We start from the raw sequence: 16926 nt of genomic DNA, 5'->3' as shown, positions 1-16926 counted from the left end.
ACTTATATTTACATAATCTTCGTTAACAGAAATTAATTTTGTCATTCATTTAACTAAAACCATTTTTTATGCATTTCCTTTAAAAATGTTTCTGTAATTTTAAACCCAGAACTTTCTCCGATAATAGAGTCAATCCCACAATGCGGACAAACTGCTGTGTTATCATCATCCCACCACTCTGTAATTTTTTCTGGATTAAAAATTTCCAAACAATAAAAACAACCACATACAGCATCTTTTTCTAAGTGCTTTCTATTACGAGAACAAAAACGATGTGCTTCCTCAAAATATTTTTCCATCAGCATCCCCCTATTCCTCATTTTCTTCTACGCTTTACTTAAATTCTCCTCGGCAAAATTGCAATTCTTTCTTAAAGAAAAACAACAAAAAACCTTGATTCCATCACACACGGAACCAAGGTTTATCTTATTATCATTGATTAAATGAAAAAACTATGTTAAATTAGTACAGAAACACGTTTTCAAAAATATTCAGAACGTATTTATCCGTATCTTAATTGTACACCAAAACACATCTTCAGTCAACCTCTATTTTTCACTTTTAAAGGAGTGCTTACGTATGAACAAAAAACTTGATTTAGAGCAAAAACGATTGGATACCGTAATAGAAACGATTACGGAGCAAATTGATAAACTGGAAAACGAAACTGGCAGACGCCGGGCAGAAGTAATCCATATTCGTAAACACTTTTGGGATGACGTGAAAGTGAATACTGATACTTTCGATGATTATCTTGAAACAGTTATCAACTTAAGACAACAAGCTCAGTCACTAGCTGTCACACAAATTACCCATAAGCACACCTTTAATCGACTTGCCGCATTAAGACGCATGCATAAAGCACCTTACTTCGGGCGAATTGATTTCAAAGAAGAAGGAGAATCTACTGCGGATCAAATTTATATCGGCGTAGCTACACTTACTGATGCAAGCGGAGAAAACTTTCTTATATATGACTGGCGCGCACCCATTTCGAGTGTGTACTACGATTATCCACCAGGACCGGCTGAATACAGTACACCAGGTGGCGTAATCCACGGTAATGTGGAGAAAAAATTACAATACATTATTCAAAATAGCGAGATTGATTCTATGTTCGATACGAGCCTTACAATTGGTGATGAAATCTTGCAACAAGCGCTCGGAAAAGGTACGAACAAACATATGCAGAGCATCGTTGCTACAATTCAGCGCGAGCAAAATGAAATTATCCGTCACGATGAAGGCCGACTCCTTATCGTGCAAGGAGCTGCTGGTAGTGGTAAAACGTCAGCTGCCCTGCAACGAATCGCCTACTTACTATATAAATATCGCGAATGGTTAAAAGCCGATCAAATTATTCTCTTCTCCCCTAACTCTATGTTCAACAGCTACGTATCTAACGTACTACCTGAACTCGGTGAAGAAAATATGCAGCAAGTGACGTTCCAAGAATATTTAAACCATAGACTAAGCAAGTCATTTGACGTTGAAGATCCTTATGAACAATTAGAATATATGTTAACGGAAACGGATAACCCTACCTATAAAACGAGAAATGCGAGCATTCGATTTAAAGCATCTACTCAATTTTTCGAGATGATTAGAACGTACAGACAATCTCTTGAATCGTCTGGCATGCTATTTAGAGGAATGAAATTCAGAGGGAAATTAATTGTTTCTGCTAAAGAAATTACAGAACAATTTTACAACACTGACTCCTCCCTCCGTTTCCATAATCGAATTGAAAAGTTAACGGATTGGCTAAATAAACAAATAGATGCAATTGAAAAAGCAGAACTGAAAAAGCCTTGGGTAGAAGAAGAAATTGAATTACTGAGTAAAGATGAATACCAAAAGGCTTATAAATATTTACAGAAAAAAGGCGAGTTTGACGACAACTCCTTTCATGATTTTGACAAAGAAACGAAAGTACTTGGACGTATGATTGTCCGTAAAAGATTGAAACCACTTCGTAAAGGCGTTCAAACATTGCGTTTCATCAATTTCACAGGCATATATAAACAGCTCTTCACAGATGCATCATGGGTTACTGGAGAAAAACCGAAAGAATGGGATGACATTTGCTCCTTAACAGTAAACATGCTTGATGAAGGAAAGCTATATTACGAGGATGCGACGCCATTTTTACTTTTAAAAGAGTTAATTGAAGGCTTCCAAACGAATAGATCGATTAAACACGTACTCGTAGATGAAGCGCAAGATTATTCGCCGTTTCAGTTTGAGTTTTTAAAACGTCTCTTCCCTGCTGCAAGAATGACTGTACTCGGGGACTTTAACCAAGCGATATTTTCCCACGCGAGTGAAGCAGTGAATTTCAACACACTTACTAGCTTATACGGACCAGATGAAACGAACGGCATCAACTTAACTCGTAGCTATCGCTCAACAAAACCGATCATTGAATTTACACGCTCTCTCGTACCGGAAGGAGAGCACATTCACGCCTTTGAACGTGATGGCGAGAAACCTACAGTGACGAAAGTATCGAATGACAGCGAACTGCATGAGCATATTACTGCCAAAGTTGCTGACCTACAAAAAGAGCAGCATAATACAATCGCAATTATATGTAAATCTGCAGCTGAAAGTGCCGCTGCCTACGAAGCACTTCGTCATATCGACAATATTAAACTTGTGAAGAGTAACTCAGCCGAGTATGAGCAAGGTATTGTCGTGATCCCTGCTTACTTAGCGAAAGGTATCGAATTTGATGCTGTTATTATTTACGATGCTTCTAAAGATGTATACAGTGATGAGAGCGTTCGTAGATTGTTCTACACTGCTTGTACGCGCGCAATGCATGAGTTACAACTTTATAGCGTTGGCGAGGTTAGTCCTTTTATACTTGGGGCTAATTCGGAGAGTTTTGAGCTTATAACGAAAACACCTTGATTGTTCAAGGTGTTTCTTTTTTATGCAGGATTTACACCTTAAAAATAGAATATATCAGTTTAGAACAAGCTAAGGAGTGACAAGATGAACCATTATTTTATTGCTATTTATGACGGCGTGTTTCCTACCGAAAAATTACATAACATTTTACAATCTAATCCTACTTTTACCACCCTAAACGTCCGTCCTCTCGAAATCTCATCACCAAGACCTTTTACATTATTAGTTGGCGCAGAACACGATGCACTTACAACCGGCCTTACAGATACATACCATTTATTAACGAAAGAATTGCAAAAACTAGAAGAACAAGAAAAGTACTATTACGTATACGATTATAAAATTAGAAAGACCATCGATAACCCGACCGAAAAATGTTTTCCATTAGCCAAAATTAATATAAGTGTTACGAAATTCCATAAGATGATTCAAAAAGTAAAAGATTTAAAACGACCAGTATTTGCAGGTTATAATATCACTTCTCATGATGCAGACATACTTACACTTGATGTACTTCTATCTTCACCTTTATTAGATCCTAATACTTCCGAAAAAGATGCGGAAGAATACACTTATTTACAACAACTAGCTGAATCGATATCTCGTTCTGAATTATGTATTTCTATTAAAGCGAGTGCACTTATTTAAACAAGAAAAGAGGGTTATTTATCATAACCCTCTTCCACTATCTATTTTCGTTTGTACTTGATCATAATAATGAATTCTTTTAGCATCAAGGTGTTTTTCTCATACTAAATGAAATATCCTTACGCCGATATACACTCAGCACGATCCCCATTATAAGCGCATGAAATACAGTCGGCGTTAATCCGTAACTAATAAAAGGTAAAGATATAGCAGTAATCGGTAATAAACCTAAGATCATACCAACGTTATAAAGAAATTGAACTACGAAAAGAGTCATTCCTCCAATGAGAAGCAATTTACCATACCGGTCATTTATTGTATAAGATATGAACATTAACCGTGCTACAAAAAGAGAAAGAATTAAGACAAGGACCAGTGCAAGTACATATCCATAATAATAAGTCAAACTTGCAAATACAAAATCAGTATCTGGATTAGGGATGAGCTTTACATCTCCATATGTACCAAACCAACCTGCTGACGACATTACCTCTTTTAAACGTATATACATAAATCCTGCACCCTGTGCATCACGCTCTGGATTCAAATACCCTAAAAATCTATCCAAATAAACTCCTTTTACTGTGGGCCAGGAAAAAGAGGCCCCTATAATCAATAAACAGATTGGTACAATTGTAATAATTAATGCCGTTTTCTTTCCTAATTTACTCCACCAAAGCATAACAAAGATCATTGCGATATAAATAAACATTGTTGAAAAAGCGGATCCAATTAAGAATAAATAGAGAGAAAATAAATACAAAGCGACAAGATACCTAACTTTTAACCTACTATTATTGAAAAAAGAAGCCCAAGCTAGAAAAAAGAACGGCACCGCCATTAAACGACTAATTGCAACGGGACCAATTTTTATTAACGGTTCTCCAGCCACCAAAACGCTCGGAAAACAATATAATATTAACAAGATAAGTACACCAATTGTGTAAAACAGCCACCCTAACCTCTCTAATTTCCGGTAATCAGTCAGCATCATCACTGCAACTGTTGCACTACCTAGAATAACAGATATCACCTTATTCATTAGTAAGTCATCCATATATCCAAAAGCTATAACCGGCAAAAAACCTAACCCCATAGCAGCCACTAATAAAATAAGTAAAAACCAATCCACCTTTGGCTTATGCAGTTTATTAAGTTCCTGGCCAAGTTTAATTGGACTTCCCATTTGTTCCACCGCTTTATTTTCAGCAACTTCCTCACTTAACCCTTTTTCTATCCATGTGTTCTTTGCTTGTTTTAAGTGAAAATCTAGTTCAGTTGCTACAAAGCTCTTTGCTTCTTTTGATTTAATATGGCTCGTAACTTCGCTTACAAAACGATCCCTTTTTTTATTCAATTTCGCCTCACTCCTGTACTAAGCCTTTTAATATAAATTGCACCTTTGTAGCATTTTTTTCTGCCTTTCGTAGCATCTTTCTTCCTTTATCGTTTAATTGATAATATTTCGCTCCTGCATGATCCCAGCTTGATTGAATAAAACGATTCTGTTCTAGACGATGTAATACGGTATATAAAAACCCTTCATTTCCTTCAAATTTTCGAATCCCTCTCCCTCGTAGTAGCTGCGACAATTCGTACCCTGTTTTTTCATTACTGAGGAGTTGTAAAATCGCTAAAGAGATGTCCTCTTCCTTTTCGTTTGAAGCATTGATTTTTTCGCGCACCTGCTTTCGATGTTGATCGGAAAAGCTCAAATGTTTAAACGTTGTATTCTCCATTGATTTTCGCAGGCCTTTTAATCGATCTTCCATTTGATTATTCCTCCAATCCTTTCTTCAAAAGCTCCTTCGCTTTTTTCAGTCTCGTTTTTATCGTGTTTTCTTTCACGTCTATTACAATAGCAATCTCTTTAATTGATAATTCTTTATAATAAAATAGATAAATGACTTCTCGATATTTTATCGGTAAATTCATTACCGCAGAAGCGAGCTCACGGTCCTCCGCATTTTGAATGACAGTTTGTTCGACACTATCATTTTGAACCCCCATATAAGCAGAGTCATCCTCTGTCACGATCACCTTTTTGTTATACCAACTTTTTATATAGTCCTTACATTGATTAATCGCAATTCTCCATAACCACGTTTTCACATTCGACTTCCCTTTGTATGTATGAAGAGATTTATAACATTTCACAAATATATCTTGCGTTACATCCTCAGCAATCTCTTTATTGTTTACATATGAATACACAAGCTGCAGCACTTCTTGTCCATACTTGTTCATAATTTCATCGATAAGGAGTTCCTTATCTTCTATTTCAAACGCTTCTACCGTTAATTCATCCACAATCATTTCCTCCTTCCCATATATTAGACGACGTACCGTATAGAAAAGTTTTATAAATTTATGAAAAAATTCGGTTGGCAATGTCCGTACCGTTTTGTTTACCCTTAATTTCATAAAGTGAAACTATAATCAGTGGGGGTTTTGTTCATCCCCACTGATTATTAGTTGAACCAATCGGACGTTTACGGGCAGCCCGACTCCCACCTAACTTCTTTGCTCCAAGTGAATTTTGAGGTGGGAGTTTTACTGCCTGTTAATGCGGGATAAAATCCATATAGCCCTTTAAAATCCGCATAGGAAACAGCCACTTATTTATAAGTACTACTCCATCTCCCTCTAAAGTTCAAGCTCATTTTCACTTCCACATAATATTTTTAATCGCGCTTATACTCTATCTATAACTTAAATTCACTTTCTCATGGTATAATTTCATTTCTCTAGACATTCAAATATCATAATACGAAACATATACTATACGGAGGCCAGAAATAATAATGCCAAAGAAAAAAATCATAACTTTAGTAACCACCTTAACATTAGCTTGCGGATGTACAGTATCACTAGATTCACCCAACCAAACTAGTACTGCCGCTCTAAAAACGGAGACTTTCACGGGATATGTTATTTCAATTGACACTGTATACATACTGGTTGCAGATACCCCTACAAAAAAGGAAGCCCTTTCCTACTCAGAGATGGAAGCAATGAAATTTATTCCAAATAAACTATTAAAACTTCCCATAGAAAAAAATAAGAATTATCAATTAGGGGATAAACTCGTTATATCCTTCGGAGTAACGACTAAATCTACACCACCAATCGCAACTGATGCGACCATTGAAAAAATACGTGATTAATTAACCAGCAACCCTAGGAACCCTTAATCCCATCCGTTGCCCTATCTTTTGAAAGTAACATTTTTTATAAAGCACTTCCGCAACAACTTACATATAATAAACCGAATAGTCGTTACAATACATTCACCTAAAGAGCGCCTCTCTCCCAAGGCGCTCTTTACGTTTGCAATAAGGGGGGTGTCTTAGTTTTCTATCGCCAAGATTCCCCTCATCGCTACATTAAAAAGAGAACCGATTTAATCGAATCCTCCTTCTTTCCAACACTCACTTAAAGGGTCTAATATTTCATGACCATACAAAGATGGCTTGATTATATAAATAACACAAAAAACCACCTAAAGGCTCCCCTTCAGGTGGTTTCTATTTTACGCTAACGCAGCTGCCTGCTCTTGTTGATCTACAGGAATGACAGCATCTGTTAATGCTTTTTCTAGTTCTGCTGTGTATTTCATTTGCTCTTCTTTGCTCCAGCCTAGTTTCGCAGCCATGTAGTTGATTACTGCTTCTTTCCACTCGTATACCCAGTGGATATTGAAGAATACAGCGCCTCTGCGGCGTACGAAGAAGTCAACTGGTTTCGCTGTCATTTCGTAATCCATTGCGTATACAAGTGGGATTAGAACGTCTAGCGGCATGTTGTATTCTTTCGCTTCGTCTTTATGTTTTTTCGCTAAGTCGAACAGTACGTCAACGTTAGAGCCGTAGAATTTCGCGAATTCTTCTGCTTGCGCTTTCGTTAAACCAGATTTCGTACCTTCGTCTGCTTTTTTCGCAACGAATGCTGGGAATCCTTGTGAACCACTTACATGTCCACCAGAGATTGGCATATGTTTCGTGTCGCTCTTCGCATATGCACTATGACCTTCTTTTTGTAATAGATTCGTTACGTAGTCTACTACCATTTCAGCCATTTTGCGGTATCCTGTTAATTTACCACCTGCGATTGTAATTAAACCAGATTCAGAAGTCCAAATTTCATCTTTACGAGAAATTTCAGATGCATTCTTACCTTCTTCATAAATTAGCGGACGTACACCAGCCCAGCTTGATTCTACATCTTTTTCTGTAATTTTTACACTTGGGAACATGTAGTTAATCGCATTAATGATGTATGTGCGATCTTCTGTTGTCATGTGCGGTACAGCTGCGTCTTTATCATAGAACGTATCTGTTGTACCTACGTATGTTTTTCCGCCGCGAGGAATCGCGAACACCATACGTTTATCTGGTGTATCGAAGTAAATCGCTTGACCTAATGGGAAACGTTTTTGGTCAATTACTAAGTGAACACCTTTTGATAACTGAAGTACTTTCCCTTTTTTCGAGTTATCTTTTTCACGAAGTGTATCTACCCAAGGACCAGCTGCGTTTACAATTTTCTTACCGTACACTTCATATACTTCACCGTCTAGTAAATCGATTACACGTACACCACATACTTTTCCATCTTTATATAAGAAACCGTCTACTTTTGCGTAGTTAACAGCTTTTGCACCGTGTTCAATTGCTTCTTTCATTACTTCAATTGTAAGACGCGCATCGTCTGTACGATATTCTACGTAGTAACCGCCGCCTTTTAATCCTTCTTTTTTTACAAGAGGCTCTTTGTTTAATGTTTCTTCACGGTTAAACATTTTTCTGCGCTCGCTTCGTTTTACGCCTGCTAAGAAGTCGTATACACGAAGACCAATTGATGTACTGAATGATCCGAACGTACCGCCTGTATGGAACGGAAGTAACATCCACTCTGGTGTTGTTACATGGGGACCGTTCTCATATACGATCGCACGCTCTTTCCCCACCTCTGCTACCATTTTCACTTCAAGTTGTTTTAAATAACGTAGACCACCGTGTACAAGCTTCGTTGAACGACTTGATGTACCTGCTGCAAAGTCCTGCATTTCAAACACAATTGTTGATAACCCGCGTGTTGCTCCATCTAATGCAATACCAGAACCAGTAATACCTCCACCAATTACGATCACATCTAACTCTTGTTTATTTACTCCGTTTAATACGTCTTTACGTTGTTTACTTGAAAATTTCATGGTAATTCCTCCCTTTGATAACGAAAAAAGAGACCACAAACTCCGCTATAGATTTCGCCTCTATAGCGCGTTGTGGTCTCTCCAAATCTCCTACCGAATTATTAACTTGTCACCATTATAACACTGTTTATGATTATTTGAAAGCTTTTGTTGCTTCAATTGCTTTTTTCCATCCAGCATATAGCTCTTCGCTTGTTTCCGCTTCCATCGTTGGTTCAAAGCGTTTGTCCATATGCCACTGTTCTTTAATTTCATCTTGGTTTTTCCAATATCCAACCGCAAGACCAGCTAAATACGCTGCGCCTAAAGCTGTCGTTTCGTTGATCACTGGACGCTCTACAGGAACATCTAAAATATCACTTTGGAACTTCATTAAGAAGTTATTTTTAACAGCTCCGCCATCTACGCGTAATGTGTTCAGTTCAATACCTGAATCTGCTTCCATGGCACATAATACATCTTTCGTTTGGTAAGCTAAAGATTCTAGTGTTGCACGAATGAAATGCTCTTTCGTCGTACCGCGCGTTACACCAAACATAGCGCCGCGTACTTCACTATCCCAGTACGGTGTACCTAAACCTACGAATGCTGGTACAACGTATACACCTTCAGTTGATGCAACGCGTGATGCGTACACTTCACTCTCACTTGCATCTTTAAACATGCGCATTCCGTCACGTAACCACTGAATTGCAGAACCAGCTACGAAAATACTTCCTTCTAATGCATAATTTACTTTACCATCTATTCCCCATGCAATTGTTGTTAATAGGCCATGCTCAGAAGCTACTGCTTTTTCACCTGTGTTCATTAACATGAAGCAACCAGTTCCGTAAGTGTTCTTCGCCATACCTTCACCGAAACAAGCTTGTCCAAATAATGCTGCTTGCTGGTCACCAGCTACACCTGCAATCGGTACATTTTGACCGAAGAAGTGATAGTCAATTGTTTCTCCGTAAATTTCAGATGATGGACGTACTTCTGGAAGCATACTCTTTGGCACTGTTAACATATCTAGAAGCTCATCATCCCACTGTAAGTCGTGAATGTTAAACATTAATGTACGTGATGCATTTGAGTAATCTGTTACGTGCGCTTTACCGCCAGATAGTTTCCATACAAGCCACGTATCAATTGTTCCGAATAATAGATCGCCGTTTTCTGCTTTTTCTCTTGCACCTTCAACGTTATCTAAAATCCATTTTACTTTCGTACCAGAGAAGTATGCGTCAATTAAAAGACCTGTTTTTTCGCGAACCGTTCCGCTATAACCTTTTTCTTTTAACTCGTCACAAATTTCAACTGTTTGACGAGATTGCCATACGATTGCGTTGTAAATTGGTTTTCCAGTCGTTTTATCCCAAACAACCGCTGTTTCACGTTGATTCGTAATACCGATACCAGCGATTTGTTCTGGTTTTACATCTGCTTCGCTTAAGCAAGTTGCGATAACTGCTAAAATAGATCCCCAAATTTCTTGTGCGTTATGCTCTACCCAACCTGGCTTTGGAAAATGTTGTGTAAACTCTTTTTGAGCTGAATGAACAATTTCACCTTTTTTATTGAACAGAATTGCGCGTGAGCTAGTTGTCCCTTGGTCTAAAGAAAGAATATATTTTTTCATATCGGTTTCCCCCTATGCTACTTTTCTACTATTTGTATTGCTTTCACTTTTTTTACTTGTCATATAAGAGATTGCTAGTACAATCACAGTTGCAATAATCACATAAATAAGTGCTACATTTTGTTTTCCTTCAAATACAACTTGATGGAATAATCCTGCAAGTGATCCACCTAGAATTGGACCAACTACTGGAATCCATGCATACTTCCAGTTTGAACCGCCTTTTCCTGCAATCGGAAGGAAGAAGTGTGCGATACGCGGACCTAAATCACGAGCCGGGTTAATCGCGTATCCTGTTGTTCCACCTAATGATAAACCAATACTTACGATTAAGAAACCTACGATAAATGGATTTAAACCATCTGCAAATTTATTTGCTCCAATTGCTAATATACCAAATACTAAAACGAATGTTCCAATCATTTCACTCAAAAGGTTTGTAAATGTGTTCGGAATTGCTGGACCTGTTGCAAATACACCTAATTTTGTTCCTGGATCTTCTGTTTCTTTCCAGTGTGGTAAGTAATGTAAATATACAAGAACTGCCCCGATAATTGCCCCAATCATTTGTGCTGCGATATAACCTGGTACGTCACTCCATGGGAACGCTCCCTTAAATGCTAATCCTATCGTTAATGCTGGATTTAAATGTGCCCCACTAATTGATCCAACCGCATACGCTGCAACCGCTACCGCTAAGCCCCAGCCCATTGTAATGACAATCCAACCAGAATCTTTCGCAAACGACTTCTTTAAACTTACACCAGCACAAACGCCGCCACCAAGTAAGATTAACAACGCAGTCCCTATTAACTCTCCTAAAAATGCTGACATAGTATCCCTCCACAATCAATTTAAACGCTTCCAAATGTGATAGAGGTAAAATGAATGGCCATTCGTTTTTGTCAAAAGAAAAAGACCCACAGCTTTGCACGCTTCTATATAAATTTATATAGAAACAATGAAATGTGGATCTCTTCTTTTCTCCGTCACGTTTATTAACTTGTCTATAATGTTAACCTTTCGTGAAAGCGGTGTCAACAGAATTTTTTCACATTTTCGTCACTTTTTTTGGTAATGTTTCCATAGTTCGCGTTTTGATGTCGTAATTGCTGTCGCACCAGCATTTAAAGCTCTTTCAACATCTTCCACAGTACGAATGAAACCACCCGCTAAAATCGGGACACCAGTACGCTCTTTCACTTCAGCAATCACATCCGTTAGCGCACCCGGAAGCACCTCTATATAATCCGGCTTCGTCTTTTCTAGCAAATTACAGCTCTTTTCCATCGCGCTAGAATCAATTAAAAAGATGCGTTGAATGGAGACGACACCCTTTTGCTTCGCCTTCATAATCACGCTCGCCTTTGTCGAAAGTAACCCGTACGGTCTAAACTCTTGGCATAAATACTCCGTCGCATGCCCATCACTCTGCAAGCCATGAATTAAATCCACATGTAAAAATACCTTCTTACAATATTGCTTCGCAAGTGACACGACACTCTTCAATTGACCGACATGAATATCTAAAATAACGATATACTCATACGAACTATGTAATAGCTTTTCCAAATCTTTAATTTGCCTCACTGCCGGCAAAATCTTCTGTTCATGAAATTCCATTCTAAATGTCCCCTTCTTTATGTCATCCTATCCTTTATAGTACACAATTTGAGTAGAAAGAACAGCTAGTGCGGGGAATTATTTCCTCTATCTACATATTTTCTTCAACTTATCAGATCCCATACCACCTATGACCATTAATATGAGAGGTAAAAAATTCATTACATACGGCGCGTCCGCTACAATTGTAATGCTCGCTCCGGCAAACTTATTTAACATCCATACAACGATTTTGGTAAGAAACAAAAATACTCCTAGCATGAATAGACTATCGAAAAACACCTTCCATTTTGGATATGCTAACTGTTTACTATCTTCAATTACTTTTTGCGTCAACTCTTCATCACTCCTTAGCAGTTCATCAATCGTAATACCGAACAGATCGCTTAAATGAATAATAATTTCAATGCTCGGATAGTTCTTTCCCGTCTCCCATTTCGAAACAGACTGCCTACTTACATGAATTTTTTCAGCCAAATCATGTTGCGACCAATTTCGTTTTTCTCGTTCTTGTTTTAAACGTTCACTAAAAATCATACTGTGTTTATCACCTCTCTATGCCTAGTATGGGCAAATAACTGATGAAGAGTAAAGCGAGTTGTCGTTGCGTAGGTGGTGCAACTTGTGCGTTACATCTAAAAATGAAGCTATGTGGTATGTCGATTTCATATATTTTTCTTCTATAATAATTTCCCGAACAATAATACAACGAACAGATACTAGTTAAGACTAGATTAAGCATAAAAATACGCCATCCTTTCTTATCATTCTCCAGAAGGAATAACGTAAAGTTTCATTTTTAAACATTTTCATCAAAAAGAAAAGAAGCTAGCAATAAATCGTTAACTTCTCAGCTGAAAATAAAATATTATCTTTCCTTATCTTCTAATATCTAGGTTGTGATTGAATATTTGTAAGATGAACATCAAACATATCAATGATTTCAAGAAATCTATCAGCTTCACGGAAAACATGGTCTGCTAATAATGGATGAATGATACTCTTTATTTTACATTGCTCAATTAAATCACGTGCTGTTTTCTTAAAATCCCGAAGAGATGTAACCGACACACGATTTTGATCTAAAAATTGATCTAAAAGAGGAACCGTTTGAGATTGTGGCTTCATCGATTCTAAGTCAATTGCTTGATACATCAATTCATCAAAATCATTGCTAAAATTCCGTGCTGTATCTACAAGCTTTCTTTCCGATGGATCAAGAAGATGCCCAATAAATTTAGCGTGATCTGCCATAATCCTTAAAAAGAAAACATTTTCTTTAATAATAGCATCAGGAAGAGCATCTAATTTCCCTTCATTTAATTGTATTAAACGTTTTCTAAAATAATCAGCTTCCCTACTTGTATGGTCAACCAAAAGTGGAAAGTTATTTTGTCCTGGCAATTTACATGTGAGAATTAATCCTAAAATTTTTCGTTTAAATCCCCAAATATTAGTTGCGGCTTGTTGTACTTCTGCATTAAATCTTTTTATTTGCTCAGGATCTGTTTCATTTGTATAGGAATGCGCTATTTGTTCAATATGTTCAAACAATCGATAAAATTGATTCGCCTCTTCGATTAGTTGCGTATCCTCGCATCTAAACCCTAAGCGAAGAAAAAAAGAATGCTCCTTCATGATTCTAGACCAAAAACGAATTTCATTTAATGAACGCTCAACAAACATTACAGACGTAACACCCGTATCAGGATGTAATGATGTTTCATCCCTATGCATTGTTAATCCCCCCCAGTAAATATCACGCTAGTTCCATTCTTATGAGAAAAAAAATATATAAATACCATCAGTAAAGATTCATGCTGAATTTCGTATACATGCTCCCAAAAAGAAAAAAGGCTACCACCTAGATGTAAAGTTCTACTAGGTGGTAGCCTTTCAAAATTTCTATTAAAGCAATACCGAATCTTTATCACTATCCTGATTCCGCTTCTCTCGCTCTTCTTCTAAACGCTTCATATACACTTCGCCTTCTTTTTCGATAAACTCATTATCCATCTCTTGCTCTTTTTTCGAAGTATATAAAACCATGTAGCCACTTAATACGATCCCGACGATTACAAGATACACCCACCATGGTAAAGTTTCCACTGTACTTCATTCCTTTCCTTAGACAAGCCTTATTAGTTTCACTGTATGAGGAAAGAAGTGGATTTATGCTTAAATTTTATTGTGGATTCTTTGCGAAGAACGCTTGTACATATTCCATAAACTCTATTGGTTCCTGACGAAACGGCGCGTGGTATCCTTTTTCAATGATATGGAACGTACTATTCGCAAATAGCTCATGATACAGTTCACCATTTTTCCAAGAAACGCTCTTATCGTGACGTCCCCATATAATTAAAGTCGGCACCTTAATTTTGTCTGCTTCCATCGCGATGCGGCGCTCCCTCATTTTCGTAAGCTGATCATAATGCTCTTTATCATCGCGACTATTTTTCACTGCATTTTTATTATAATCCGTAATCTCTGTTACAGTTTGTAAGTCTGTCGATAGCGGCGGCACTTCATAACTTTCTTTTTGCTGGAAAGACTCAATTCCTGTAGAATCTGCCAAAACGAGATGTGTTACTGCATCCGGATATAAATACGCTAAATTTAGAGACATCTCTCCGCCCATCGAATGACCAAGTACTGCGAATTGATCGTATCCTAGCTTCTTCATTAACTTATAATATAAATTCACTTGCGCAGGAAACGAATACTGAAAATCAACCGGCTTAGAAGAACGTCCAAATCCTAAAATATCAACCGCAATAATTGTATGGTCCTTTACAAGTTCTGGATAAATATCACTAAATCCATCTGAAGAACCACCAAACCCGTGCAGCATAAGTAAAGGCGGTTTCCCCTCACCAATTTGCTTAAAATAAATCGTCTGCCCATCAATCTGCGCCATACTCTCTTTCGTATGCAGCTTCATCATAACAGTATTTTTCACTTCTCCAACCTTCGCAATCGGCTTATCAACGAAGTTACATACAATTAACAAAACGAGCACAATACCGCTAATGAAATAAAATTTAAACCGTTTCAATATTCCCTTCTCCTTTCTCTTGTTGCTATTTAAAGTTTTTACATTATTTGGTTGTTTTATGATTAATTTTAATTGTAACCATTACGGTTACAATTATACTAAAAAAATATTACTCACTGCCATTACTAACGGTTACTTTGTAACCGTTATAGTTACACATTTAAAGTAAGTCAATTATTTTATTCCATATAATAAAAAGAGCACTGAACAAACATCAGCACTCTTCCTCATCATCCTCGTTATTTACACACAGTTGTTCCACTATTTCTTGTACCCGTTCCATCGTTATTCCTTCTCTAAACTCCACTGCTAGAGGATGATCTGTCGGCTCTAGTTCAATATAAGGACGAATGCCATCGGCTCTCGGATGAACCATCGTTTTTAAATTTACTGTTTCCAACTCATATGGTAAATCTGTAGAAAGCCACCCAAACATCGGCTCTAAAAGTTCTTGTTTATCCCAGAATTCATTTACCTTATCAAAATTCGCCTCACTCAACGAAACCCATACACCCCAGAGAAAGTGCTCATCTGTACCAACGATAGGAATTTCAATAATTCCTCGAATGAAAAAATGTTCTCCATCCATTACACATAAGTCATCACTCATCTCAAACCTAGCTTCTCGCTCTTCAGGTTCAGCATCATAATAATAAGCTGGAGCTTGGTACCCATAACTTATTGGAAGTTCTTCATGATATGTACCGCAGCACCTACAAGTATACCCACTTATTTTCGTCATTCTATTCCTCCATCAGTTTTACATTCATTTTAGCAAAATACTTATAAAGCGAAAACAAAAAAACAAGCAGTTCCAGCACTCAGCTAAAACTACTTGCTCTCCTACCTATTATCTCTATTGTTACTCTTTAATAAATTCCTTCGTACTTCTCACTGTATCAATTGGACGAACTAATTTTTCAATTTCTTCACGTTTTGGCTCTAGGAACGGAGGTAATGATAATTTTTCGCCAAGTGTTTCGTATGGCTCATCTCCCATAAATCCTGGGCCGTCTGTTGCAAATTCAAATAAAATTTGCGGTGCTACTCTTGCGTATAATGACTCGAAGAAGTGACGATCTACATATCCAGATGACGGAAGGCCAACGCTACCGATTCTCTCAATCCATTCTTCTAATACAGCACGATTTTCTACGCGGAATGCAGCATGGTGCACTGTACCAAATCCTTGTTGTGCTTCAGGAAGAACCGTATTATGTTCTACAATAACAGAAGCACCGTTTCCGCCTTCGTTTACTTCAAATAAATAGAATTCTCCTTCTTGCGCAATCTCTTTAAATAATAGAACTTTTTCTAACACTTCTTTGAAGAAACTAAAGTTTGCGATGCGGATAAATACAGGTCCTAAGCCAGTAATTGCATATTCTAATGGAACTGGACCGTTTTGCCACGGTGTACCTGATTCTATCCCGTTATCTAATTCATCTGAGATTAATTGATAATGTTGATCGTCAAAATCAACGAAAGAAAGAGTTTTCTTACCAAATTGCTCTTTAATTCCTATATGCTCCACTTCAAGACGGTCAAAACGGTTCACCCAATACGCTAATGCTACATCAGTTGGAACGCGGAATGAAGTTTTTGAAATTTCATTTGTACCGTGTACTCCTTTAGGAATACCTGGGAAGTCAAAGAATGTCATATCTGTTCCTGCACTACCTTTATCATCTGCAAAGAATAAATGGTACGTTTGGATATCGTCTTGGTTTACTGTTTTTTTAACTAAACGCATTCCTAAAACGTGAGTGAAAAACTCATAGTTCTTTTCTGCACTACTTGTAATTGCTGTAACGTGGTGAATTCCTTTTAATTGGTTCATTT

Annotated in this window: 17 protein-coding genes; 3 read left to right on the top strand and 14 right to left on the bottom strand. The window is 37.4% G+C overall.

What is annotated here, in order from left to right; translation table 11 throughout:
* Positions 1-53 precede the first annotated feature (53 nt).
* Positions 54-299: a cytoplasmic protein gene (locus PDL00_RS18830; protein ID WP_270730611.1), complete on the bottom strand. Its 246-nt coding sequence runs from the start codon at positions 297-299 to the stop codon at positions 54-56.
* A 280-nt stretch (positions 300-579) separates the two neighbouring features.
* Here PDL00_RS18830 and helD point away from each other — a divergent pair, with 280 nt between their 5' ends.
* On the top strand, positions 580-2916 hold the full coding sequence (gene helD, locus PDL00_RS18825; RefSeq protein ID WP_270730610.1) for an RNA polymerase recycling motor HelD: 2337 nt from the start codon (positions 580-582) through the stop codon (positions 2914-2916).
* Positions 2917-3000: 84 nt separating this feature from the next.
* A complete protein-coding gene (locus tag PDL00_RS18820) occupies positions 3001-3564 on the top strand; it encodes a hypothetical protein (protein ID WP_242256653.1) in 564 nt (187 codons plus the stop codon).
* An 85-nt stretch (positions 3565-3649) separates the two neighbouring features.
* Here the strand turns inward: PDL00_RS18820 and PDL00_RS18815 are convergent, their stop codons facing one another.
* The 3 genes from PDL00_RS18815 to PDL00_RS18805 are packed head-to-tail and all read right to left on the bottom strand — an operon-like array spanning position 3650 to position 5874.
* On the bottom strand, positions 3650-4921 hold the full coding sequence (locus PDL00_RS18815) for an FtsW/RodA/SpoVE family cell cycle protein (protein WP_242256652.1): 1272 nt from the start codon (positions 4919-4921) through the stop codon (positions 3650-3652).
* A gap of 7 nt (positions 4922-4928) precedes the next feature.
* Entirely contained in the window at positions 4929-5336 is a 408-nt protein-coding gene (locus PDL00_RS18810) for a PadR family transcriptional regulator (protein ID WP_016128876.1), read from the bottom strand.
* A gap of 4 nt (positions 5337-5340) precedes the next feature.
* Positions 5341-5874 carry a sigma-70 family RNA polymerase sigma factor gene (locus PDL00_RS18805; protein ID WP_270730608.1) on the bottom strand — a complete coding sequence of 178 codons (534 nt, stop codon included), beginning with the start codon at positions 5872-5874 and terminating at the stop codon, positions 5341-5343.
* 494 nt (positions 5875-6368) lie between these two features.
* On the opposite strand from PDL00_RS18805, the gene PDL00_RS18800 reads away from it, so the two are divergent.
* Positions 6369-6731, top strand: coding sequence for a YobA family protein (locus PDL00_RS18800; protein ID WP_242256647.1), 363 nt, complete (start codon positions 6369-6371; stop codon positions 6729-6731).
* Positions 6732-7096: 365 nt separating this feature from the next.
* On the opposite strand, the gene glpD is transcribed toward PDL00_RS18800, so the two are convergent.
* The 10 genes from glpD to PDL00_RS18750 form a co-directional block, all read right to left on the bottom strand.
* Positions 7097-8779, bottom strand: a complete 1683-nt coding sequence (glpD, locus tag PDL00_RS18795; protein ID WP_242256382.1) for an aerobic glycerol-3-phosphate dehydrogenase — start codon at positions 8777-8779, stop codon at positions 7097-7099.
* 133 nt (positions 8780-8912) lie between these two features.
* A complete protein-coding gene (gene glpK, locus PDL00_RS18790) occupies positions 8913-10403 on the bottom strand; it encodes a glycerol kinase GlpK (RefSeq protein WP_270730605.1) in 1491 nt (496 codons plus the stop codon).
* A gap of 12 nt (positions 10404-10415) precedes the next feature.
* Entirely contained in the window at positions 10416-11237 is an 822-nt protein-coding gene (gene glpF / locus PDL00_RS18785) for a glycerol uptake facilitator protein GlpF (RefSeq protein WP_064473812.1), read from the bottom strand.
* A gap of 228 nt (positions 11238-11465) precedes the next feature.
* Positions 11466-12026: a glycerol uptake operon antiterminator GlpP gene (gene glpP / locus PDL00_RS18780; RefSeq protein WP_061678705.1), complete on the bottom strand. Its 561-nt coding sequence runs from the start codon at positions 12024-12026 to the stop codon at positions 11466-11468.
* An 87-nt stretch (positions 12027-12113) separates the two neighbouring features.
* Complete coding sequence (locus tag PDL00_RS18775; RefSeq protein WP_270730601.1) at positions 12114-12563, bottom strand: helix-turn-helix domain-containing protein; 450 nt, start codon at positions 12561-12563, stop codon at positions 12114-12116.
* Positions 12564-12911: 348 nt separating this feature from the next.
* Positions 12912-13763 (bottom strand): DUF2935 domain-containing protein, encoded by an 852-nt coding sequence (locus PDL00_RS18770; RefSeq protein WP_002087190.1) that lies wholly within the window; start codon positions 13761-13763, stop codon positions 12912-12914.
* A gap of 171 nt (positions 13764-13934) precedes the next feature.
* Entirely contained in the window at positions 13935-14135 is a 201-nt protein-coding gene (locus PDL00_RS18765; RefSeq protein WP_000449229.1) for a sporulation YhaL family protein, read from the bottom strand.
* A gap of 76 nt (positions 14136-14211) precedes the next feature.
* On the bottom strand, positions 14212-15084 hold the full coding sequence (locus PDL00_RS18760) for an alpha/beta fold hydrolase (protein ID WP_142315402.1): 873 nt from the start codon (positions 15082-15084) through the stop codon (positions 14212-14214).
* A gap of 214 nt (positions 15085-15298) precedes the next feature.
* Positions 15299-15826, bottom strand: coding sequence for a DUF2199 domain-containing protein (locus PDL00_RS18755; protein ID WP_270730596.1), 528 nt, complete (start codon positions 15824-15826; stop codon positions 15299-15301).
* A gap of 120 nt (positions 15827-15946) precedes the next feature.
* Entirely contained in the window at positions 15947-16924 is a 978-nt protein-coding gene (locus tag PDL00_RS18750) for a ring-cleaving dioxygenase (protein WP_270730594.1), read from the bottom strand.
* Between the last annotated feature and the right edge of the window lie 2 nt (positions 16925-16926).

This window comes from Bacillus cereus group sp. TH152-1LC (genome assembly GCF_027710505.1).
In the GTDB taxonomy this organism is placed as follows: domain Bacteria; phylum Bacillota; class Bacilli; order Bacillales; family Bacillaceae_G; genus Bacillus_A; species Bacillus_A mobilis.
This window is presented reverse-complemented; position numbering and strand designations above follow the sequence as displayed.